The 20991-nt window shown below is 43.3% G+C and carries 18 protein-coding genes; all 18 read right to left on the reverse strand.

What is annotated here, in order from left to right:
- Positions 1 to 55: 55 nt before the first annotated feature.
- On the reverse strand, positions 56 to 634 hold the full coding sequence (locus KQI87_RS02755) for a hypothetical protein (protein ID WP_216458811.1): 579 nt from the start codon (positions 632 to 634) through the stop codon (positions 56 to 58).
- A gap of 18 nt (positions 635 to 652) precedes the next feature.
- Positions 653 to 1588 (reverse strand): 16S rRNA (cytosine(1402)-N(4))-methyltransferase RsmH, encoded by a 936-nt coding sequence (gene rsmH / locus KQI87_RS02760; RefSeq protein WP_216458812.1) that lies wholly within the window; start codon positions 1586 to 1588, stop codon positions 653 to 655.
- Positions 1589 to 1641: 53 nt separating this feature from the next.
- Complete coding sequence (gene mraZ / locus KQI87_RS02765) at positions 1642 to 2073, reverse strand: division/cell wall cluster transcriptional repressor MraZ (protein WP_216458813.1); 432 nt, start codon at positions 2071 to 2073, stop codon at positions 1642 to 1644.
- Between the two features lie 296 nt (positions 2074 to 2369).
- Positions 2370 to 3506, reverse strand: a complete 1137-nt coding sequence (gene lgt / locus KQI87_RS02770) for a prolipoprotein diacylglyceryl transferase (protein WP_253292343.1) — start codon at positions 3504 to 3506, stop codon at positions 2370 to 2372.
- A 20-nt stretch (positions 3507 to 3526) separates the two neighbouring features.
- Positions 3527 to 4624 carry a redox-regulated ATPase YchF gene (gene ychF / locus KQI87_RS02775; protein ID WP_216458815.1) on the reverse strand — a complete coding sequence of 366 codons (1098 nt, stop codon included), beginning with the start codon at positions 4622 to 4624 and terminating at the stop codon, positions 3527 to 3529.
- A 337-nt stretch (positions 4625 to 4961) separates the two neighbouring features.
- Positions 4962 to 5714 carry a thiamine diphosphokinase gene (locus KQI87_RS02780; protein ID WP_216458816.1) on the reverse strand — a complete coding sequence of 251 codons (753 nt, stop codon included), beginning with the start codon at positions 5712 to 5714 and terminating at the stop codon, positions 4962 to 4964.
- Between the two features lie 8 nt (positions 5715 to 5722).
- Complete coding sequence (gene rpe / locus KQI87_RS02785) at positions 5723 to 6397, reverse strand: ribulose-phosphate 3-epimerase (protein WP_334300716.1); 675 nt, start codon at positions 6395 to 6397, stop codon at positions 5723 to 5725.
- On the reverse strand, positions 6397 to 7275 hold the full coding sequence (gene rsgA, locus KQI87_RS02790; protein ID WP_216458818.1) for a ribosome small subunit-dependent GTPase A: 879 nt from the start codon (positions 7273 to 7275) through the stop codon (positions 6397 to 6399). Before rsgA ends, rpe begins: the two co-directional genes overlap by 1 nt.
- Positions 7276 to 7278: 3 nt before the next feature.
- A complete protein-coding gene (gene pknB / locus KQI87_RS02795) occupies positions 7279 to 9486 on the reverse strand; it encodes a Stk1 family PASTA domain-containing Ser/Thr kinase (RefSeq protein ID WP_216458819.1) in 2208 nt (735 codons plus the stop codon).
- Positions 9480 to 10226 carry a Stp1/IreP family PP2C-type Ser/Thr phosphatase gene (locus KQI87_RS02800; RefSeq protein ID WP_216458820.1) on the reverse strand — a complete coding sequence of 249 codons (747 nt, stop codon included), beginning with the start codon at positions 10224 to 10226 and terminating at the stop codon, positions 9480 to 9482. Before KQI87_RS02800 ends, pknB begins: the two co-directional genes overlap by 7 nt.
- Before the next feature lies 1 nt (position 10227).
- Positions 10228 to 11268 (reverse strand): 23S rRNA (adenine(2503)-C(2))-methyltransferase RlmN, encoded by a 1041-nt coding sequence (gene rlmN / locus KQI87_RS02805; RefSeq protein ID WP_216458821.1) that lies wholly within the window; start codon positions 11266 to 11268, stop codon positions 10228 to 10230.
- A gap of 3 nt (positions 11269 to 11271) precedes the next feature.
- A complete protein-coding gene (gene rsmB, locus KQI87_RS02810; RefSeq protein ID WP_216458822.1) occupies positions 11272 to 12624 on the reverse strand; it encodes a 16S rRNA (cytosine(967)-C(5))-methyltransferase RsmB in 1353 nt (450 codons plus the stop codon).
- On the reverse strand, positions 12617 to 13309 hold the full coding sequence (locus KQI87_RS02815) for a zinc metallopeptidase (RefSeq protein WP_216458823.1): 693 nt from the start codon (positions 13307 to 13309) through the stop codon (positions 12617 to 12619). The genes rsmB and KQI87_RS02815 overlap by 8 nt, the downstream gene beginning before the upstream one ends.
- 4 nt (positions 13310 to 13313) lie before the next feature.
- Positions 13314 to 14261: a methionyl-tRNA formyltransferase gene (gene fmt, locus KQI87_RS02820; RefSeq protein WP_216458824.1), complete on the reverse strand. Its 948-nt coding sequence runs from the start codon at positions 14259 to 14261 to the stop codon at positions 13314 to 13316.
- Between the two features lie 136 nt (positions 14262 to 14397).
- A complete protein-coding gene (gene def / locus KQI87_RS02825) occupies positions 14398 to 14874 on the reverse strand; it encodes a peptide deformylase (RefSeq protein ID WP_216458825.1) in 477 nt (158 codons plus the stop codon).
- Between the two features lie 182 nt (positions 14875 to 15056).
- Positions 15057 to 17276, reverse strand: a complete 2220-nt coding sequence (gene priA, locus KQI87_RS02830) for a replication restart helicase PriA (protein ID WP_216458826.1) — start codon at positions 17274 to 17276, stop codon at positions 15057 to 15059.
- Positions 17277 to 17334: 58 nt separating this feature from the next.
- The gene (locus tag KQI87_RS02835; protein ID WP_216458827.1) at positions 17335 to 18792 is read right to left on the reverse strand and encodes a UDP-N-acetylmuramoyl-L-alanyl-D-glutamate--2,6-diaminopimelate ligase; all 1458 of its coding nucleotides are present in this window, start codon (positions 18790 to 18792) and stop codon (positions 17335 to 17337) included.
- A gap of 147 nt (positions 18793 to 18939) precedes the next feature.
- A complete protein-coding gene (locus tag KQI87_RS02840) occupies positions 18940 to 20745 on the reverse strand; it encodes a DUF7507 domain-containing protein (protein WP_216458828.1) in 1806 nt (601 codons plus the stop codon).
- Positions 20746 to 20991: the final 246 nt, after the last annotated feature.

Below are 20991 nucleotides of genomic sequence, written 5' to 3' on the forward strand. Positions count from 1 at the left end.
ATTCTTCTCTCTGGTCTCTTCTGACCTCTTTTTCTTGTATTGCTCAATTAATCACCTACTTTGAATCTGGTATATCTTGATACTGTCTTACATAGCTGTTTCCGGATGTAGAATAGGTTACTGTCTGATCATCTGACGGATATTTCATTCCCAGTCGTCCTAATGCAGTCTGCTTAATTTGGTTCAGATCTATATTAGATGTTACCTGGCTGTAATATGCGTCATTGTCTTCCTTTAAAGCTGCCAGTTCTTCCTCAAGGGATGCAACTGTATTCATTTTGGCCGTAATTTCTGACTTATACTGAAGATACTTTACAGAACAGAATAATATCGCTGTACACACAACAACGAGAAACGTGACAAATCCCCAGTTCATTGCTGTGGCCTTCTGTCTGTTTCTCTGTGCTGATCTGCTCAACTCATGTTTCTGTCTCTGTACTGGTACCGGCTCTGCCTGTACTCTGCGGTTTCGATTAGTCTGCTGTCTTCCGGGATGCTGTCTCTGTGGCTGTCTCGTCCTGTCCGGAACTTCTGCAAGGCGTCTGACCGTATTTCCTTCAACGTACATTCCTCTGTTTGCTCTGGCATTGGTTCTGCTTCTTCTTGCTGTTTCAGTCCTGGTCGTCTTCGCCATTTCATGCCTCACTATTAATTACAATACTCTCTCAAAAATTCTAAGCTTTGCGCTCTTGGAACGCGGATTCTCTTCCATTTCAATCTCCCCCGGAAGAATCGGTTTCCTTGTGATCACTTTACCTTTTGATTTATTTCCGCATACACATACCGGAAAGTCTGGCGGGCAGGTACATGGATTTTCATTCTTTCTGAAAATCGTCTTAACAATTCTGTCCTCCAGTGAATGGAAAGTGATAATGCAAAGTCTGCCGCCATCATCAAGAATGTCAATCATTCCGTCAAGCGAATCTCTCAGTACATCAAGTTCTCTGTTAAGTTCGATACGGATTGCCTGGAACGTCCTCTTCGCAGGATGTCCCGACTTTACCTGCATCTTCATAGGAATAGATTCCCTGATGATCTCTGTGAGTTCGCCGGTCGTAGTGATCGGCTTCACCTGTCTGGCTGCTACAATGTGTTTTGCAATATTCTTTGCAAATTTATCTTCACCGTAATCACGAATGATACGATATAACTCTTTCTCTTCATAGCCATTGATAATATCACTGGCCGTCTGCGTCTGGCGCTGATCCATACGCATATCTAATGGTGCATCTACTCTGTAAGTAAATCCACGTTCTTCATTATCAAGCTGATAGGAAGATACTCCAAGATCAAGGAGAATCCCGTCGACTTTATTGATGCCTCTTGCTGCCAGTTCCTGTACCATGTAACAATAATTGCTGCGAATGATCGTCGCCTGATCAAAGGCGGCTAACCTCTCACTCGCAGCAATTATCGCATCCTGGTCCTGATCTATGCCAATAAATCTCCCCTTGGCAGAAAGCTTCTTACATACCTCCAGGGCATGTCCTGCACCTCCTAAAGTGCCATCCACGTAGATTCCGTCCGGCTTAACATTCAAGCCTTCTATGGTCTCTTCCAGTAATACAGATTTGTGTTTAAACTCCATCTCCGTCTCCTGTCTGGATCTATTTTGCGAGATACTTTATAATGATTTCTGTATCAGATCGTGATTCCCATGTCCTGCATACTCTCCGCAATGCTGTCCATATCATCATAATTACAGATCTCACTCCACTTTTCTTTGCTCCAAACTTCAATTCTGTTTAAATTACCTGTCAAAACTACATCCTTTTCCAGACCGGCAAATTCGCGCAGAGTTTGCGGTACAAGGATTCTCCCCTGTTTGTCCAGTTCACATGTAGTTGCTCCAGCTACAAAAAATCGTGAAAAAGTTCTGGCATTTTTATTTGTAAGTGGTAATGCTCTGAGTTTCATTTCAAAGGCTTCCCATTCATCCATGGGATAAATAGAAAGACAGCCATCTAGCCCTTTAGTCAGAACAAACTCTTCCCCTAAGAGTTCTCTGAACTTCGAAGGAATAATCAGGCGCCCCTTCGCGTCGATTGTATGGTTGTACTCTCCCATGAACATGTTACTCACCTACTCTCACGAAATCTGAATCTCCCCTTCAGATTTCCAGGTGGTAATGGTCTACTCTGCCATTGTTCCCCCACTCACCACCACTATTCACCACTTTCTACCACTTATGTGCTTATTCTAAACTATTTAGGCTGAAAAAACAAGGGTCTGAAACAGATTTTTTAAATTTAGAACTCTCTTAACATTTCTGAAACATCCATATTTTAAGGTAAAAAATAAATATTTATACGTAAAAAATGGGCTGAAATTCCACTTTCAACCCACTTAGCTTTCAGATATATTGTTTTTTATAATTCTTTGTCTGATTTTGTGGGAGAATTTCCCACATGTCGTCTCCACTGTTCAGGAATATGTGCATATTCAGACTCTTCCCAATTTAAGATTTCATCAGATTCTCCCTGTACAGTTCCGGTTTCTTTCTTTTTCTCCACTGGAACTTCCGGCTTCTCTGAAACAGACTCAGAAGAGTTATTCCCAGGCTGTACTTCTGCCTCAGGAATACTATCCTGCGCTTCGTTTTCTTTTTCCTGCTGATTCTCTATCAGTGCTTTTCTTCTTCGTATACGTATAGCTGCTCTTTTCTGTGCCATCACTCCACGTACAATCACTGTTGGTGTGTAAATTATAAACAAAGCAGCTGATATTACCAGCGAAACTCCAATCCTCGTTCCTGGAATATAAAGCTTATCTGTCCTGAGCCATTCAAAGAAAAATCTCCCAAGCCCGTATCCTGCCAGGTAGATCATAAACAACTCGCCGTCGTATTTCTTCTTTCTGCGAAGCGCCAGCAGAATCAATAAAAGGATCAGACACCACAAACTTTCATAAAGGAACACAGGCTGAACCTGAATATAGGAAATTCCATTGATCGTCAACAGATTATCCCGCATATTTCCGGAAACCTCTCCAGAGCGCACTGCTGAAATTGGAATCTGTATTGCCCAGGGCAGATCTGCATATTCTCCAAAAGATTCTCTGTTAAAGAAATTTCCCCAGCGTCCAATGATCTGTCCCAAAAGTATTCCAAGACTTACAGTATCTGCCATCTTCCAGAAGTTCATCTTGGCAATCCTGCAAAATACTGCTGCAGCGAGAAATCCCGCCAGCAGACCGCCATAAAAAGTATACCCGCCATTTCTAAAATCCAGAATTCCGCTGAAATTTCCTCTGTAAAGTTCCCATGAAAATACTACATAAAACAGTCTGGAACCCACAACTGAAGCCAGCAGCGAAATGATCATCATATCAAGATATTTATTCTGATCCTCACCATTTCGCTTTGCTTCCAGTGTCACCAGCCCTATTCCCAGAAGTGCACCTATTGCGATCAATACACCATATATGGTAAATTCCATCCCAAATATCTGAAATGACCGGGGCACATAAGATAAAACCAGATTAAGTCCTGGAAAACGTATCGACATTTCCATATATCACCTGTTTATCATACATTGAATCTGAATAAAATTACATCTCCATCCTGTACAATGTATTCTTTACCTTCCATTCTTACAAGACCTTTCTCTCTGGCACCTGCATAGGAACCGCAGTCCAGAAGATCCTGATAGTTAACAACTTCTGCTTTGATAAATCCTCTCTCAAAATCTGTATGGATCTTGCCGGCTGCCTGCGGAGCTTTTGTTCCAATCTTGATAGTCCATGCTCTTGTCTCATCTTCGCCAGATGTCAGGAAACTCATCAGGCCAAGGAGATGGTAGCTTGCTTTTACCAGTTTCTCAAGTCCGGATTCTTTAAGTCCCAGATCCTCAAGGAACATCTTCTTCTCATCATCATCCAGTTCAGAGATCTCTTCCTCGATCTCTGCGCAGATTACGAAGATCTCACTGTTCTGCTCTGCTGCATATTTGCGTACTGCCTGTACATGTGCATTGCTTGCACCATCATCTGCCAGATCATCTTCAGCAACATTTGCAGCATAGATCACTGGTTTCCATGTAAGCAGATTGTAAGTAGTCATCCATGCTTCTTCGTCCTCGTTCTCCAGTTCCATTGTGATCGCCATCTTGCCGTCTTCGAGATGTGCTTTTACTTTCTGGAGGAAGTCAAGTTCCTTGGCAGCTTCTTTGTCCATACGTGCTGTTTTTGTCACTTTTGCAATTCTTCTCTCAAGAATCTCAAGATCAGAGAATACAAGTTCCAGATTAATTGTCTCAATATCACGAAGAGGATCAATGCTTCCGTCTACATGGATAACATTGGAATCCTCGAAGCAGCGTACTACATGAACAATGGCATCTACTTCACGAATATTTGCAAGGAACTGGTTTCCAAGTCCCTCACCTTTGGATGCACCCTTTACAAGCCCTGCGATATCTACGAATTCGATGACTGCAGGTGTCACTTTCTTAGAATGATAGAAATCTCCGAGAAGTTTCAGTCTCTCGTCCGGTACAGTAACAACACCCACGTTCGGGTCAATGGTACAGAACGGATAATTTGCTGATTCTGCTCCTGCTTTTGTTAATGAATTAAATAATGTACTCTTTCCAACGTTTGGTAATCCAACTATTCCAAGTTTCATCTCTCTTTTATATCTCCTTTAAATGTATTGATTTTACGGTATTTCCAGATATTTTTTAATATCAGGCGGGCCATTTTACGGACCATTCCTGTCAGTGGACTGAGCAGTGATCCTTTTCTAAAATACTTTCATTATTTTATCATAACCATTTGTGATGTGCAAGGTTGCTGTTTTCTGTCTATATGCTGCTATAACATTAACTGTTACTACCACCATCCCGCAAGGTGTTTTTGCATGTATATGCCAAAGTCCCGAGATATCCAATGCGAATTTATGCGATCAGCATAAATTCTGTATATCACAAAACATATTATAGTGAATTGAGTAAACATAGCTATTAGTCTCTCGACATAATCATCAGCAAAGTTCCCTTATCATAAATAATCTTTGCAGATTCACTGCTGATCTCATTGCTTACAGTCAGACCACTGTCTGCCACTGTTAGATGATAGTTACTGAGAGGATATTTAAATCCTTCAAGAGTCAGACCAGTCACATCTCCTCCCAGCTGAAAAAATGACACATACTTTCCAAACTGCTCGGACTTTCGAAGGACTGTCCCACTGGAAACCAGTTTCATATAATTATAACTATCCACCAATGTCACAGATGCGCCCTGCTTCTGAGCCAGAACAAGAAGCCCGAAGTTCGCCATCAGATGATCTACTCTTTTTCCGGTCACACCCAGAATTGCAATCTCCTTTGCCCCGGTCCGAATGGCATAGTTCATAGCAGACTGCGTATCTGAATCATCTTTTTCCGGTCTCAGTCGTATAATCTCTACTTCTTTTTTCTCTTCTCCGGTTTGTTTCTGTACTTTCCAGTTTGTCATTCCTCCATAAGGAATCTCACTGTTTGTCTTTATCCCTGCAGGAACCTCCAGAAATTCTTTTCCTTCTTCTGACAGGCTGTCAAAATCTCCGATCACCACATCCGGCAGGATCTGCTGTTCCAGAAAAAACTCCAGTCCTCTGTCTGCCGCGATCAGACGTATCTTTTCTTTTCCCGCTTTCTCTGCATTCTTTTTCAAAAAATCGAGGGCAAAATCACTCTGGATATCGCCCCCGCTTACAATTACTGTATCTATCATGCTGTTCCTCAGTCAATTTTTTGTATAATTTCGTCCATCTTCGCTCTGGCATGTCTTACATTTGCTTCCAAATCTCCGTTGAACACATAAGAACCGGCCACCAGCAGATTTGCACCTGCTGTCATTACTGTCTCCATTGTCTCATCATTGATTCCACCATCTACCTGAACATCTACATTCAGATTCTCAGCTTCAATCAGTTCACGTACTTCTCTGATCTTCTCTGTACATTCATCCATATACTTCTGTCCGCCGAATCCCGGCTGTACAGTCATGATCAGAACCATGTCCACATCCTCCAGCATATGGCTGATATCATTTACCGGTGTCGCAGGTTTAATGGAAATGCCCACTTTTACTCCTGCCTCACGGATCTGCTCGATCGTTCTCTCAATATCCTCACATGCTTCTGCATGAACAGTAATAGAATCAGCACCGCATGCAACGAAATCTCTGATATATCTCTCCGGCTCAGTTACCATAAGATGCACATCAAAGAACAGCTTTGATTCCTTTCGAATAGATTTGATCACTGGCATTCCAAAAGAAATACTCGGCACAAAGTCACCGTCCATGACATCAATATGGAGCCATTCGACTCCCTCTTTCTCAAGAGTTTTGATCTGTTCGCCCAAACGATTAAAATCTGCCGACAAAATAGAAGGGCACAACTGATACATAATTAGAATCTCCTTTTCTCTTTCAATTCATTATAAAGTCCTAAATAATCTTCATATCGAAGCTGGCTGATCTTATGCTCTGCCAAAGCTTCCTTTACGCCGCAGTCCGGTTCATGGATATGTCTGCATCCCTGAAACCTGCACTGATCTTCATACTCACGAAATTCCGGAAAATAATCTTTCAGTTCCTGCTCTTCAATATCTGTCAGATATAAAGAAGAAAATCCCGGGGTATCCATCAGATAAGTATCATGTCCCACTGGTATCACCTGTGAATGACGGGTGGTATGTTTTCCACGTTTCAGTTTCTTACTTATCTCTCCTGTTTCCATCTGTACATTTTCCTGCAGTGCATTGGTGATTGAAGATTTTCCCACACCCGAGGGACCGGCAACTACTGTTGTCTTTCCCTTAAGGATCTCACGGATCTCATCTAATCCATCCCCGTTAAAGGTGCTGGAAAAGATTACATGATATCCGCAGCTCTTATAAGTTTCATATAAGAGTTCCAGTTCTTCCTGTGTTGCAAGATCCTTCTTATTAAAGCATATAACTGCCGGAACATTCTCCTTTTCCATCATGATCAGAAATCTGTCCAACAGCATAAAATTTGGTTTTGGATTCTCCATCGCAAAAATCACAAAAGCCTGATCTACATTGGCAACCGCCGGACGGATCAGCGAATTCTTTCTGGGAAGGATGGCAGTCACACTGCCCTCCTTCTCCTGTGCATCCAAAACTTCAATCTCTACATTATCCCCTACAAGAGGTTTCTGTTTATCTTTTCTGAATATTCCTTTGGCTTTGCATTCATAAATCTCATCATTCTCTGCGTAAATATAATAAAATCCTGCAATGCCTTTAATAATCTTTCCCTGCATGAATTACTCTACCTTGGCAAATGTAATGGAGTAATTTCCAAGTTCCTGATAAACTCCGTTGACCTGCTCGGATAAATACAGAGTTCCTTCACTGATTCCAGGTGCTCCTGTGATATCCAGATCGTAAGGGAACTGTAATACCTGATTCTCCAGAACAACTGACGCTGTCGGTGTTCCATTTACATTCTGAACCAGTTCCAGACGTACCGGACCTCCTGTATATCCTGTCGGAGTATTCAGAGTCTGTGTACATTTCCAGACTTCTCCTGCTGCTACAGCTGCACTGTTATCTGTGGATGTATTATCTGCCGTCTGTGCTGCACTGTCTGTTGTGCTGCCTGCTGTATTTGCAGTATCCGTACTCTGCACAGATGCAGGGTCCTGATCTCCTGTACTTACAGTAATTACCACATTAACCGTATCCGGGTCCTCCCAGTTTCCTGCTTCTGGTTCCTGAGAGATTACTTCTCCTGCTGCCACCTCTGTGCTCATTTCCTCTTTTACTTCTACATTGAGGAATTTACCAAAAGTAGTAATCGCATCATTCTTTGTCATTCCCACAACACTTGGAACTTCTACACTGTCACCATAGTCAACGCCACGGCTGACAACCAATGTAATGGTATCTCCGGCTGAAACAGATGCACCTGCATCCGGAGTTGTAGAATATGCATATCCAGGATCAACGATCGGAGTACCGTCATCGTTTAATTCACTGTATTCTTTCTGAACAGTAACATTTAATCCCATATCTTCCAGTGTCTGCTGTGCATCCACACCTGTCTGTCCGTCTACATCCGGAACTGTAATCTGCTGAGCACCTTTACTGATATAGTATTTAATTGTTGTATATTGTTCAACCTTGCTTCCCTGTGGAATATCCTGAGAAGAAATGGTTCCCTTTGCCTGAGTGGAGGCTTCCTCACCCATTGGCTGAATACCAAGTTTCATGTCTTTTGTGATATTCTTTGCCTCATCCTCCGTTTTTCCTAACAGATTCGGTACAGTTACCATTCCATCATCATCTGTTTCTGCTGTATCTGTAGTTTCTGTTTTGGTCTTTGTTTCACTGTTACCGCCGATCAGTCCAGATGCCTTACCTGCAACCAGAATAATTGCAACTAAAATCACAACTCCAAGAAGCAGCATCGCAATAGTCAGTCCATGACCGCCTTTTTTCTTTGTTTTCTCAGGTTTTGCCGTTTTCTTTCTGCGAGGCTTCTCTTCTGGCTCATCATCATAATCCGTTTCATTGATCTCATCTTCCAGAGCCTCCGGTTCTGACTTGGAAATCTGTTTCGGTACATGCTTGATCTCGCCAAGTTCCTCATCTGAGATCACAACTGTCTTTGCCTCATTATCTACAGAAGTCAGTGTTACGAAATCACCCTGCGGATCGATCAGAGAATGCTTCAGATCTGCAATTACATCTTCCATATTCTGGTAACGACGATCTACACTCTTCTGTGTACATTTCAGGATGATCTGCTCCAGACTGTGCGGCAGGTCCTCTGCATACACGCTTGGCGGAACCATCTCTTCTTGAAGATGCTTGATAGCGATAGCTACTGTTGTGTCACCATCAAACGGAACCTTTCCAGTGACCATCTCATACAGTGTGATACCAAGTGAATAAATATCACTCTTCTCATCACTGTATCCTCCACGTACCTGCTCCGGAGAACTGTAATGAACAGATCCCATCACATTAGAACTTATGGTATTGGAAGAAGCAGCTCTTGCAATACCAAAATCTGTAACTTTAACCTTTCCATCCATGGAAATAATAATATTCTGAGGCTTTACATCACGGTGTACAATTCCGTGGCTGTGTGCTGCCTCCAGTCCCATAGATACCTGGATTGCAATACTTGTAGCTTCTTTTACTGACAGTCTGCCTTTCTTAGAGATATACTCCTTAAGAGTAATTCCTTCGATCAGTTCCATCACAATGTAGTAGACTCCATTGTCATCTCCTACATCAAATACATTTACAATATTGGGATGAGTCAGAACTGCTGCTGCCTGAGCTTCACTTCTGAACTTGCGGATAAACGTTGTATCCTCCCGAAATTCCGGCTTAAGAACTTTTACAGCAACAAACCGATTCAGCTTATGGTCTTTTGCCTTGTATACGTCCGCCATTCCGCCGGTACCTATTTTTCCTAATATCTCATAGCGCTCAGCTATGATCATTCCCGTCTTTAACATGCTTTCACCTCATTTGCGAATGGTTCTATCAATACAATTGCAATATTGTCCTTGCCGCCGTTGCGGTTTGCTTCTCTGATAAGTATTCTGCCCTTTTCGTCCAGATCTGTATCAGTGTCAGTAATGATTTCCTGCAGTTGGCTGTCCTCAACCATATTGCTGAGACCATCTGAACACATCAGAACCACATCTCCTGGTTCCAATTTCAGGTCAAAGAAGTCAATATCTACTGTTCTCTCCGCTCCGAGCGCTCTTGTGATGATATTTTTCTTCGGATGTCTTCTTGCCTGTTCAGGGTCAAGTTCTCCCATCCTTACCATCTCCTGCACTAATGAGTGATCCTTTGTTATCTGCTGAATCTGTTCTCCAATTACATAAAGTCTGCTGTCACCTACATTTGCCACATAAGCGTAATGTCCCACGATCGTAGCTGCTACCATCGTAGTTCCCATTCCTCTCAGTTTCTCATCCTGCTGTGCCTGGGTAAGAATCTCGGTATTCACACATTCAATGGCATGACGGATTACTTTGACAGGATTAAAATCTGCATCCTGGCGGATTTCTTCCACCATGGATGTAACAGCATGAGATGATGCATAATCTCCGGCGTTATGTCCGCCCATTCCGTCAGCAACAACAAACAGATTCGGAAGATTTCCAACCGGGTCTGCAGATGCGAACACATAATCCTGATTCATTTTTCGCTTCTGCCCGACATCAGTAGCTGAATATACCCTCATGTCAATTCTCGCTTTCTGTTTTTTCCATATAACTTTTTCTTAGCTGTCCACAGGCACCATCTATATCGCTGCCCATTTCCCTTCTAATAGTAACATTAATTCCACATTTTTCAAGTTTTATTTTGAAATTCTCCACTGCCTGCCTTGTGGATCTCACATAGGAACGCTCCTTGATCGGGTTTACCGGAATCAGATTTACGTGGCAGTTAATGTCCCTGATCCTGCCGGAAAGCTCTCTGGCATCTTCATCACTGTCATTCACTCCGGCAACCAGACTGTATTCAAATGTGATCCTGCGCCCCGTTTCTTCAAAATAATGGCGGCACGCTTCCAGAACCTCGTCCATGCTGTATCTGTTCGCAATCGGCATCAGTTCCCGGCGTTTCACATCATTCGGTGCATGAAGAGAAAGAGCCAGTGTCATCTGAAGCTTTTCTTTTGCAAGGTCATAGATCTTCGGTACAAGCCCACAGGTAGATACCGTCAGATTTCTCTGGCTGATATGGAGCCCGCCATCCTCTGTCAGAATATGTATGAATCTCAGCAGATTTTCATAATTATCCAGAGGTTCTCCGGTTCCCATCACTACCACATTGGATACTCTCTCTCCTGTCATAGCCTGTATTCTGTAGATCTGATCCAGCATCTCCGACGGCAGCAGACACCTGGTCAATCCGCCGATCGTAGATGCACAGAATCTGCATCCCATGCGGCATCCAACCTGTGAGGAAATACAGACGGAATTTCCATGCTTGTATCTCATAAGAACACTTTCGATCACATTTCCATCACTGAGACGGAAAAGATACTTCTGTGTCCCATCAATCTTAGAAGTCTGTACATCCACCATCTCTAATGCAGTGATCGGATATTCCTTTAACTTCTCCCTCAATCCTTTGGAAAGATTTGTCATCTCGTCATAGGAAGTAACAAGGTGTTCATGCAGCCAGCTGTATATCTGTTTTGCACGAAATGGCTTGTCCCCCAGAGAGGTCATCAGTTCTTTTAATTCATCGATTGTCATTGACTTAATATCTGTCATTATTTATTTTCTCCTGAATTTCGCAATAAAGAAGCCATCTGTCTTGTGTACACCCGGCAGAAGCTGAAGATATCCAAGAGCAGTTGTCTCTGAATGAAGTTCCTCTGGCAGATATGGATCAATGCTCTCCAGTTTGAATGGATGATGATTCATAAACCACATCATGTTCTCTTCATTCTCTTCTTTCGCAATGGTACAGGTACTGAATACCAGAACTCCGCCCGGCTTCACATATTCTGCCGCACGATCCAGAATCGTTCTCTGCAGAATTACGATCTCTTCCTGTTTCTGTGGTGTCACACGGTATTTGATCTCAGGCTTCTTACCGATCACACCATATCCGGAACACGGAACATCTGCGATCACTATGTCTGCCTTCAGCTCAGAATCCACATCAAATACAGTAGCATCCATCACATGGGCCTGCACATTGATAGAATCTGTTCTGTGAATGTTTTCTTCGATCAGATCTACCTTGTACTGACTGATATCACGGGCATCTACGGTTCCATAGTCACCCATTTTATCCCCAACATGAAGACTCTTACCGCCCGGTGCAGCACACATATCTATAATGTAGTTTCCCTTCTGCGGATCTGCCACCTCTGCCACCAACATAGAACTCACATCCTGTACCTGGATCTTACCCTGTATAAAAGCATCCAGTGCCAGAATATGGTTATAATTGGAAATCTCATATGCATAAGGCAGATATGGAGCTGGTTTTACCTCCACTCCCTGATTCACAAGACTCTGATAAATCTCCTCCTGAGAATACTTGTGTGTCCTGCAGCGCACAGTGATTGGCTTCTCTTCCAGAAAAGCAGTCAGAATTTTCTCTGTCCTCTCTTCGCCATAGTCTTCAAGCCAGCGATTCACCAGCGTCTCCGGCATAGAGTATCTGACAGATAAATGTCTCACAAGATTTTCTTCTCTTGAAGGCAGTTCCAGATTCTTCCACTCTCTGGCTATCGTGCGCAGTACCCCATTTACAAAAGGTTTCAGATTGTAGAATCCTTTTCTCTGCGCCAGTTTCACGGCTTCATTGCACACTGCACTGTCTGGAACACTGTCCATAAATCTGATCTGATATACTGCACTTCTCAGGATTTCCCTAATAGCAGGTTTCATTTTGTCTACAGTTACTTTTGAATAAGAATCAATAATATAATCTATTAAAATACGATATTCCAGGGTTCCTTCACAGACTCTGGTGATAAAAGCTCTCTCCTGTCTTGGAAGGAACTGATACTTGGAAAGGGCATTGCGGATCGCAATATGACTGTGCTTTCCCTCTTCCTCAATTTCCAGCAAAATCTGTAATATCAGTTCTCTGGTATTTATTCCATTAGTCACGGTCTCTTCCTCCGGCCAGTATGATCAGTCTTAAAAGCTGCAGAATGGATGATGCAAGTGCTGCCACATAGGTAAGAGCTGCTGCTGTAAGAACTTTCTTTGCTCCTTTTACTTCATCAGTTCCAAGCATTCCTGAACTTCCCAGCATTTTCAGTGCTCTTGAAGAGGCATTAAACTCTACAGGAAGAGTCACAAGCTGAAAAAGAACAGCAAAGCTGAACAGCAGAATCCCCAGTGTCAGCAATGGGCGAATAGAAAGGATCAGTCCTGCCAGAAATAACGGCCAGGAAAGTGTTGATCCGATATTCGCCACAGGTACGATCGCGGAACGCAGATTCAACGGCACGTAATTCTGCGCATCCTGAATGGCATGTCCGCATTCATGTGCTGCCACGCCAATGGCAGCTACAGAAGTTCTGTCATATACATCCTGCGAAAGAGCCAGCTGCTTATTTCTCGGATCATAGTGGTCTGTCAGGCTTCCGGAAATCGGTACAACCGTAACATCCGTGATTCCCGCCATACGAAGGATTCTTCTGGCTGCTTCTGCCCCGGTAAGCCCGGATGCACTGCGCACTCTGCTGTAAATAGCAAATGTGCTCTTCACTCTTGCAGAAGCCGCCATAGATAATAACATTCCTATGATCAGCAGGAAATAAGTAGGGTCAAAATAGTATCCGTACATCTAATCACTCCTTATGATCTGTAAAACATGTTCCATCTTCAATGTGATATCCACGGAGAAATACCTCTGTCTCCATTCGTTTCTTACCTTCTAACTGTACCTCTGTAAGGATCAGAGAACCTTTTCCGCATGCGGCATGTATGCCTTCCTTATCTGTCAGAAAAACAGTTCCCGGAGCAGCATCTGTCTGTTTGTCACTGACTCTGCACTTCCATACTTTTAAAGTCTTTCCATTAATAAAAGTATAAGCACTTGGCCATGGATTCAGTCCGCGTACCAGACGCTCCAGTTCCTCTGCCGATTTGCTGAAATCCATCAGTCCCATCTGCTTGGTGATCATGGACGCATACGGTGTCGGGCTCTCTTCCGGCTGTTTCACACGCTCTGCTGTTCCCTGCTCAATAGATGGCAATGTCTTGATCAGCAATTCCGCACCTGCCTGTGCAAGCTTTCCAAACAGACTTCCGCCAGTTTCCTCCGGTGCCAGAGGAATAATGATCTTAGAGATCATATCTCCTGTGTCAAGTCCCTCTCCCATCTGCATGATCGTAACACCAGATTCCTTCTCTCCATCAATGACTGCCTGCTGGATTGGAGCTGCACCTCTGTACTTAGGCAGAAGTGATGCATGAATGTTAATGCATCCATACTTCGGAAGGTCCAGAACCTCTTTCGGAATGATCTGTCCAAATGCTGCAACAATAATAATATCTGGATTGATCTCCTTTAAAGTTTCCAGAAATTCCTGATTATTTCTTACTTTCTGCGGCTGATATACCGGAATCTCATGCATAAGTGCCTCTTCTTTGACAGGAGTCGGAAGTAAAGTCTTTCCTCTTCCCTTTGGCTTATCAGGCTGTGTGACTACTGCTGCCACTTCATATCCGGCTTCGATCAGTGCATGTAATGGCGGCACTGCGAAATCCGGTGTTCCCATAAAAACTGTCTTCATATGTTAAAATGTCACCTCTTCTTTCTCTTGTATTTTCTCTGCTGTTTCAGCATCCGGACATATCCCGGACCTCTGGCCTGTTCATATCAAAACACCACTGGATACAGCATTGAACAACTATTTCCAACACTTTTTATTATTCCTCATCCTCATCATAAGTTACATGATGAAGTTCTCCCTCTACCAGTTCTGTGTACATATGTCCATCCAGATGATCCAGTTCATGACAGAATGCACGGGCCAGAAGTCCCTCGCCTTCATATTCTACCTCATTCATGTCCTCATCCAGTGCTTTTACCTTTACATAGTTCGGACGTGTTACCTGTCCTGCCATTCCCGGTACACTTAAGCATCCCTCATCTCCTGTCTGCTCTCCGGATGTCTCAAGGATCTCAGGATTGATCAGAACGATCGGGCCTTCTCCTATATCAATAACAACGATACGTTTCAGAATTCCTACCTGCGGTGCAGCAAGACCAACACCCATTGCCTCATACATGGTATCAAGCATATCCGTGATCAGATCATGGATACGTGGTGTCATTTTATCCACCGGTCTGCTAACTTTTGTAAGTACTTCATCGCCTTCTACTCTGATTGTTCTAAGTGCCATTTCTTTCTTCTCCTTTTCTCTGACTGAATTTTTAACTAAAAACGTAACTGTTCAGTACCTTCATAGTTACGAGTCAAAATCCATTGAAAATCGCCTGCGGCGATGGGATTTTGACTTGTATGTCTCGGGATTTTGGCATTTTCATGCCAAAACACCTCGCGGAATAGTGGACTTCTGAATAGTTACTGAAAATCAAATTGTATATATAGTTTCCGAAAACCGGAATTTATTTCTATGTATTTCTCAAGCTGGTCTTTGATCCAGACCAGTACCTGGTAATCTTCGTGTTTCAGATAAATGACCTGTCTGTAAATATCCTTTACTTTTCCCACTGCTGCATAAGCAGGTCCGATCACATGAAGGTCATTCTTCTTATAGATCCGCTGCACATACAGCTTCAGATAATGCATCGCCTGAACCAGAAGCTCATCCTCCGGACCTGATCCGAGGACTGCCAGCATATGCGCTGCCGGCGGATAATCCAGGAGCATACGATAACTCATCTCTTCCTCATAAAAAGCCTGATAATCCTGCACAGCTGCCGCCTGGATACTGTAATGATCTGGCTGATAGGTCTGTATCACAGCTTCTCCCGGCTTCTCGCCACGTCCACCACGTCCTGCTGCCTGACACAGAAGCTGAAAAGTCCTCTCAGCACATCTGTAATCCTCTGCATTCAGTGACAGATCTGCTGCAACTACACCAACCAGTGTTACATCCGGAAAATCATGCCCCTTGACGATCATCTGCGTTCCGATCAGCACATCTGCTTCATGTTTTGCAAAAGATGCCAGAATTTTCTCATAACTCCCCTTCGTCCTTGTAGTATCAAAATCCATCCTAAGTGTACGGACTCCCTGAAAAGTTTCTCTCACTACTTTCTCAATCTGCTGTGTTCCTGCCTTAAATCCGCCAATATATGGAGATCCACAGACCGGACATGCCTGAGGTTTTCGCGTTTCATATCCACAATAGTGGCACAGAAGTCTGTCATTATTATGTTCTGAGAGAGCCACATCACAATGCGGACATTTCATCACCTGTCCGCAGGAACGACAGGAGACAAAACCTGCATATCCTCTTCGGTTAAGAAAAAGCATGACCTGCTCTTTCTTCTCAAACCGCGCTTTCATTTTCTCCCGTAATTCTCTGCTGAGCACCGAACGATTGCCTGCCTTCAATTCTTCCCGCAAATCCACAATAGAAACCTGCGGCATAGGTCTGCTTCCATATCTGGCATTTAAACGCACCAGGCCATAAGCACCTTTCTTCGCCTGACTATAAGCTTCCACAGAAGGAGTAGCAGATCCGAGAACTACTCGTGCATGCTCTAACTCAGCTCTCTTAATCGCAGTTTCCCTGGCATGATAACGCGGGCTGCTCTCGCTCTTATAACTTGGTTCATGTTCCTCGTCGATAACTATAAGCCCCAGATTGCCAAACGGCGTAAACAGCGCAGATCGCGGACCGATCATCACCTGAACTTCCCCTCTCTTTGCACGCTTGAACTGATCATAGCGTTCTCCCTGAGACTGTCTGGAATTGATCACAGACACTTTATCTCCGAACCTTGCATAAAATCTGCGCACAGTCTGATAAGTAAGTGCAATTTCAGGAATCAGTACAATGGCCTGTTCTCCTCTGGAAATCGTCCACTCGATCAACTTCATATAGACCTGAGTTTTTCCACTTCCTGTTACACCTTCGATCAGTACAGGTCGCGGAGATTGTTTCTCCCATTCTTCCCTGATCTGCTGTACTGCTATCTCCTGCTCCTGAGTAAGAAGCATCTGGTTTTCTGCCGGAATATCACTGGTATCCATCGAATTTCTCAGTATCTCATCATATTCTATCCGGATGATTCCCTGTTCCTGCATCTTCTTTATAACCGCTGAAGTTGCCCCAAGTTTCTTTGATGCCTGTGCAGAATCCAGTCTCTTCTTCTCCAGAAGTTCCTTCAGAAGTCTTGTTCTGGCTCTGAATCTTGTTTTCTCAAGATCTGCCAGTATCTGATACCCTTCGTCTTCAGAAATGTTCAGACATATATATCTTCTCTCTTTTGCCTTGATCTTCTCCTGGATCGGAAGTACGGTCTTGAGCGCCTGAATCATGGTAGACCCGTAATTCTCTTTCATCCAGGCTGCCAGCGCGATCAATCGGGATTCCGTAGTCTCTTCTCCGCTACAGATCTCACAGATTTCTTTCAGTTTTCCGGATGCAATCTTCGGTTCCTTTGAAAAACCTGTTACATATCCCTTACGCAGCTGACTGGCATTTCCAAAGGGGATGGATACCACCATCCCCACCTTTATCTCCTGTTCCAGTCTCTCCGGTACCTTGTATTGAAAACTCCGGTCCAGTTTGTCGCTGGAAATATCAATTATAATATCTGCATATATCATGAACTCATTCCTGTTGTATCCGGATGTTCTCTGTCCTGGATTCTAAATAAACCTGCTGTTATTTTCCTGCAAGAATATCTGCGATCAGAACACGTTCATCCATCGGATATTTCTTTCCTTTGATCTCCTGATAATCCTCATGTCCCTTACCTGCCAGTACAATAATATCACCAGGTTCTCCATGATGGATTGCATAGGCGATTGCCTCTTTTCTGTCAGCAATTTCCACGTACTTGCCATCTGTTTTTGCCATACCGATCTTAATATCATCAATAATTGCCTGCGGCTCTTCGTCACGTGGATTATCAGATGTGATGATCGTAAGATCTGCAAGCTTTCCTGCAACTTCACCCATCTCATAACGGCGAAGTTTGGATCTGTTTCCTCCACATCCAAACAGGCAGACCAGTCTGTGCGGATTGTATTCTTTCAATGTAGTCAGAAGACTCTCCAGTGCCATTGCATTATGCGCATAATCGATCATCAGTGTAAAATCGTCTGATACTTTCACCATCTCAATACGGCCTTTTACTTTGGCTACTTTTAATGCTTTAAGAATATTCTCTTCTGATACTTTAAAGTGACGGCAGATTGCGATCGCTGTCAATGAATTATAAATACTGAACTTACCAGGAATATCAATCTCTACATGGAAATCCAGCAATCCTTTCAGATGATAGGAAATTCCCAGATATCCTTTGCCGCCTACCAGTTTTGCATCCTCTGCACGGAGATCTGCTTCCGGTGAAAATCCATAAGTTTCCAGACTGCAGGTATGTCCCTCAATGATCTTCTGGAAATGCTCGTCATCTCTGTTTACAATACCTACTTTACACTGTTTCAGCAGCAAAGATTTGCATCTGAGATAATCATCGAAATCTTTATGTTCATTTGGTCCGATGTGATCTGGTTCAATATTTGTAAAGATACCAAAATCAAAGATAAAGCCCTGTGTTCTATGAAGCATCAGTCCCTGAGAAGAAACTTCCATAACCACACAGTCACATCCTGCTTCTACCATTTCATGGAAATATTCCTGGATCACATAGGATTCCGGAGTTGTGTTCTTCGCAGGAATCACTTTGTCACCAATGATCGCTTCAATTGTTCCGATCAGACCTACTTTATATCCTGCATTCTCCAGAATAGACTTTACCATATAAGTAGTTGTGGTCTTTCCTTTGGTTCCTGTGATACCAATGGTCTTAAGTTTCTCTGCCGGATGTCCGAAATATGCCGCTGAAATAAACGCCATTGCATATCGTGTATCTTTCACAAGGATCACTGTCACATCTTCCGGTGCTTCTACAGCTTCTTCTACAACCAGTACTTTGGCACCCTTTGCGATTACATCCGGTACAAACTTATGGCCGTCCACAACCGCACCGCGAATGCAGATAAAAAGAGAACCATCTTCTACTTTTCGGGAGTCATAGATTACATTCTTTACTTCCTGGTCTGTACTGCCCTGAAGGCATGTATATTCCAGTTTTTCTAATAAGGATACTAATTTCATTTTAATCCTCCATATCATTTCCTGCCGTCCCGAAATCTATTCATTAAAGAGCTCACAAAAGTCCGGAGCGGAGGTGTTCTTTTACTAAAGCGTATATTCTATATAAGAATAGCACACCTCCCAAACCGTTTCAACGTTGATTTTTCGTTATCTTAATTGCTTTTTATTCCCTTTTTTGTAAGCAAATCCCACCAATCCTGACATCCCTGCCAAAATTGCTATTGCGAGATATAACCCGATTTCCGTTTCATCCCCAGTTCGTGGTTTGGACGCTGCTGCATAGGAATCCGCTGATTTGGACGCATATCCGTTTCCTCCTCCATAAGTCTGCAGTGCTGTCTCTGTAGGCTGTGGAGTGGCAGTTACGGTATTCTCATTTGCAGTCAATGTGACTTCAGACTGTGACTTCACTGTCTGCGAACCGGTTTCTTCCGCAACTACAATTACCTCATTGATCAATTCCTGGCTGGATAAATACTGTGGAACTGTCACTGTTGCATAAAGAGCAAACGCTTCTCCCGGCGCAATCTGCGGGATCATCGCCTGCGTTCCACTGCTGTTTATGGTTACCCCTTCTTTCTGTACAAATTTCGCCTGTATTCCGGCATTCTGAAATCTCTCTGTACTCAGTATGGAATGTAACGTGCGTTCTCCTGTATTACGAATACAAATCTGGTATGTAATCGTATCTCCTGGATAGGCTTCTGTTCTGTCGGCAGTTTTTTCCACCTCGAATGCAGCTTTTAATTCTGTTGCCTTCAACTTCGCAGATGCCTGACATCCGATATTCTCATTCTTTCCCGGATGTTTTGCGCTCACGGTTACGGTGTGTGTCAATTCCCCAGACTGTCTTTCTGTAAGCTGTGCCGTCAGTCGAAGTTTCCTATTCTCTCCTGGCTGTAAAATTTTTAGAACTCCCTGCATACCGTTTGCTGCAAAATTATCCGCTGATTCCCATGCTGCGTTTATATCCTTCATAGAAAAATTACTGGAAATTTCTATATTTTCCAAGGAAATCTCGCCCGTGTTCTTCACTTCAAGCACATAAGACACAGCCTGTCCTGCACGTATCTCTGTTGCAGACTGTTGCAGTTCTGCTGTAAGTCCGGTTTTCGCTTCAGTTACGGTAAGAACCGCTGATTCTGCGGCAGCCAGTATCTTGTTCTCTTCTTCTGTTTTCATCCAGAAATATGTACCTGTTGTCTCTTGGTCTTTGTATAAAGGAGCATCCTGGCATACCGGATAGGTAACTGCTACAGAAGAAATCTGATACTCTGTTCTCAGTGAAACAGGAATTATCAATGTAAAAGTATCTGTATTTTCATCCGGCTTCGGAACCTCACAGATGAGTTTGGTAATCTCTGTTTCCTCGCCCTTCTGATTCTGAATCTGTACAGATTCCGCCTTCATATCATGCTTCAGACCAGATTCATCCACCTGAAAATATTCAGATATATACGCTGTCAGAAAATATTTGGTTTCTGTTGGCCGAGTATTCTCCTCTTGCTGTCCTTCACTTTCATTTGCAGTGGCTTGATCTGCTGACTCATTTTCAGATGCCTCATTCACAACCTCTTCAGTTCCATCTGCTGTATTTTCCTCATTCTCTTCTCCATTTGCTTCCCCGTTATTTGCTTCGCTCTCATCCGATCCACCTTCACTGGCTTCGTTTTCAATTTCACTTTCTGCCGGCTTTTCCTCCTGCACATTTTCGCCTTTATCCACATCCTGTGTCTTCTTATACAATTCTTTTAGTCCGCTTACTTCAAGCCTGATCTCTGCCTGAAAGTTCTTCTCATCTGTCCACTCAGCACTCTGCTGCAGCAAAACCTCCGGTGCTGCAAGTTCCTGTGCTTCAAATTCTGCCGCAGAAACAGTACAATTTCCCATAATTCCTGCCAGAACGGTTACTACAACCGCTTTTTTTAACTGAATCCATATTCTTTTTTTCATTCTCTTATTCTCCTGAAATTCTTTCTGATTCTACTCTTATAGTCTTTATCCCCTGACTGGTCTCCTAGAGCATATGATCATCTTTTGAGTGGTTTTACAGACACAGACATACGCATCTCCCCTCTCTTCTTTAATTCACAATAGCTTGAAATTATCGCACTGATCCGTGCATGAACATTAAGAATTCATTTCTGCAGAATGCAGAAACAGATTTCCCGTTACCTGTCTGTAACGATGTCTTTACTT

The organism is Blautia sp. MSJ-9 (assembly GCF_018919065.1).
Taxonomy (GTDB): domain Bacteria; phylum Bacillota; class Clostridia; order Lachnospirales; family Lachnospiraceae; genus Blautia_A.

What these genes read in the sequence shown, in the direction of transcription:
- KQI87_RS02755 (WP_216458811.1), bottom strand. Translation starts at nt 634, where the DNA reads ATGGCGAAGACGACCAGGACTGAAACAGCAAGAAGAAGCAGAACCAAT.
- rsmH (WP_216458812.1), bottom strand. Translation starts at nt 1,588, where the DNA reads ATGGAGTTTAAACACAAATCTGTATTACTGGAAGAGACCATAGAAGGC.
- mraZ (WP_216458813.1), bottom strand. Translation starts at nt 2,073, where the DNA reads ATGTTCATGGGAGAGTACAACCATACAATCGACGCGAAGGGGCGCCTG.
- lgt (WP_253292343.1), bottom strand. Translation starts at nt 3,506, where the DNA reads ATGTCGATACGTTTTCCAGGACTTAATCTGGTTTTATCTTATGTGCCC.
- ychF (WP_216458815.1), bottom strand. Translation starts at nt 4,624, where the DNA reads ATGAAACTTGGAATAGTTGGATTACCAAACGTTGGAAAGAGTACATTA.
- KQI87_RS02780 (WP_216458816.1), bottom strand. Translation starts at nt 5,714, where the DNA reads ATGATAGATACAGTAATTGTAAGCGGGGGCGATATCCAGAGTGATTTT.
- rsgA (WP_216458818.1), bottom strand. Translation starts at nt 7,275, where the DNA reads ATGCAGGGAAAGATTATTAAAGGCATTGCAGGATTTTATTATATTTAC.
- pknB (WP_216458819.1), bottom strand. Translation starts at nt 9,486, where the DNA reads ATGTTAAAGACGGGAATGATCATAGCTGAGCGCTATGAGATATTAGGA.
- KQI87_RS02800 (WP_216458820.1), bottom strand. Translation starts at nt 10,226, where the DNA reads ATGAGGGTATATTCAGCTACTGATGTCGGGCAGAAGCGAAAAATGAAT.
- rlmN (WP_216458821.1), bottom strand. Translation starts at nt 11,268, where the DNA reads ATGACAGATATTAAGTCAATGACAATCGATGAATTAAAAGAACTGATG.
- KQI87_RS02815 (WP_216458823.1), bottom strand. Translation starts at nt 13,309, where the DNA reads ATGTACGGATACTATTTTGACCCTACTTATTTCCTGCTGATCATAGGA.
- fmt (WP_216458824.1), bottom strand. Translation starts at nt 14,261, where the DNA reads ATGAAGACAGTTTTTATGGGAACACCGGATTTCGCAGTGCCGCCATTA.
- def (WP_216458825.1), bottom strand. Translation starts at nt 14,874, where the DNA reads ATGGCACTTAGAACAATCAGAGTAGAAGGCGATGAAGTACTTACAAAA.
- priA (WP_216458826.1), bottom strand. Translation starts at nt 17,276, where the DNA reads ATGATATATGCAGATATTATAATTGATATTTCCAGCGACAAACTGGAC.
- KQI87_RS02835 (WP_216458827.1), bottom strand. Translation starts at nt 18,792, where the DNA reads ATGAAATTAGTATCCTTATTAGAAAAACTGGAATATACATGCCTTCAG.
- KQI87_RS02840 (WP_216458828.1), bottom strand. Translation starts at nt 20,745, where the DNA reads ATGAAAAAAAGAATATGGATTCAGTTAAAAAAAGCGGTTGTAGTAACC.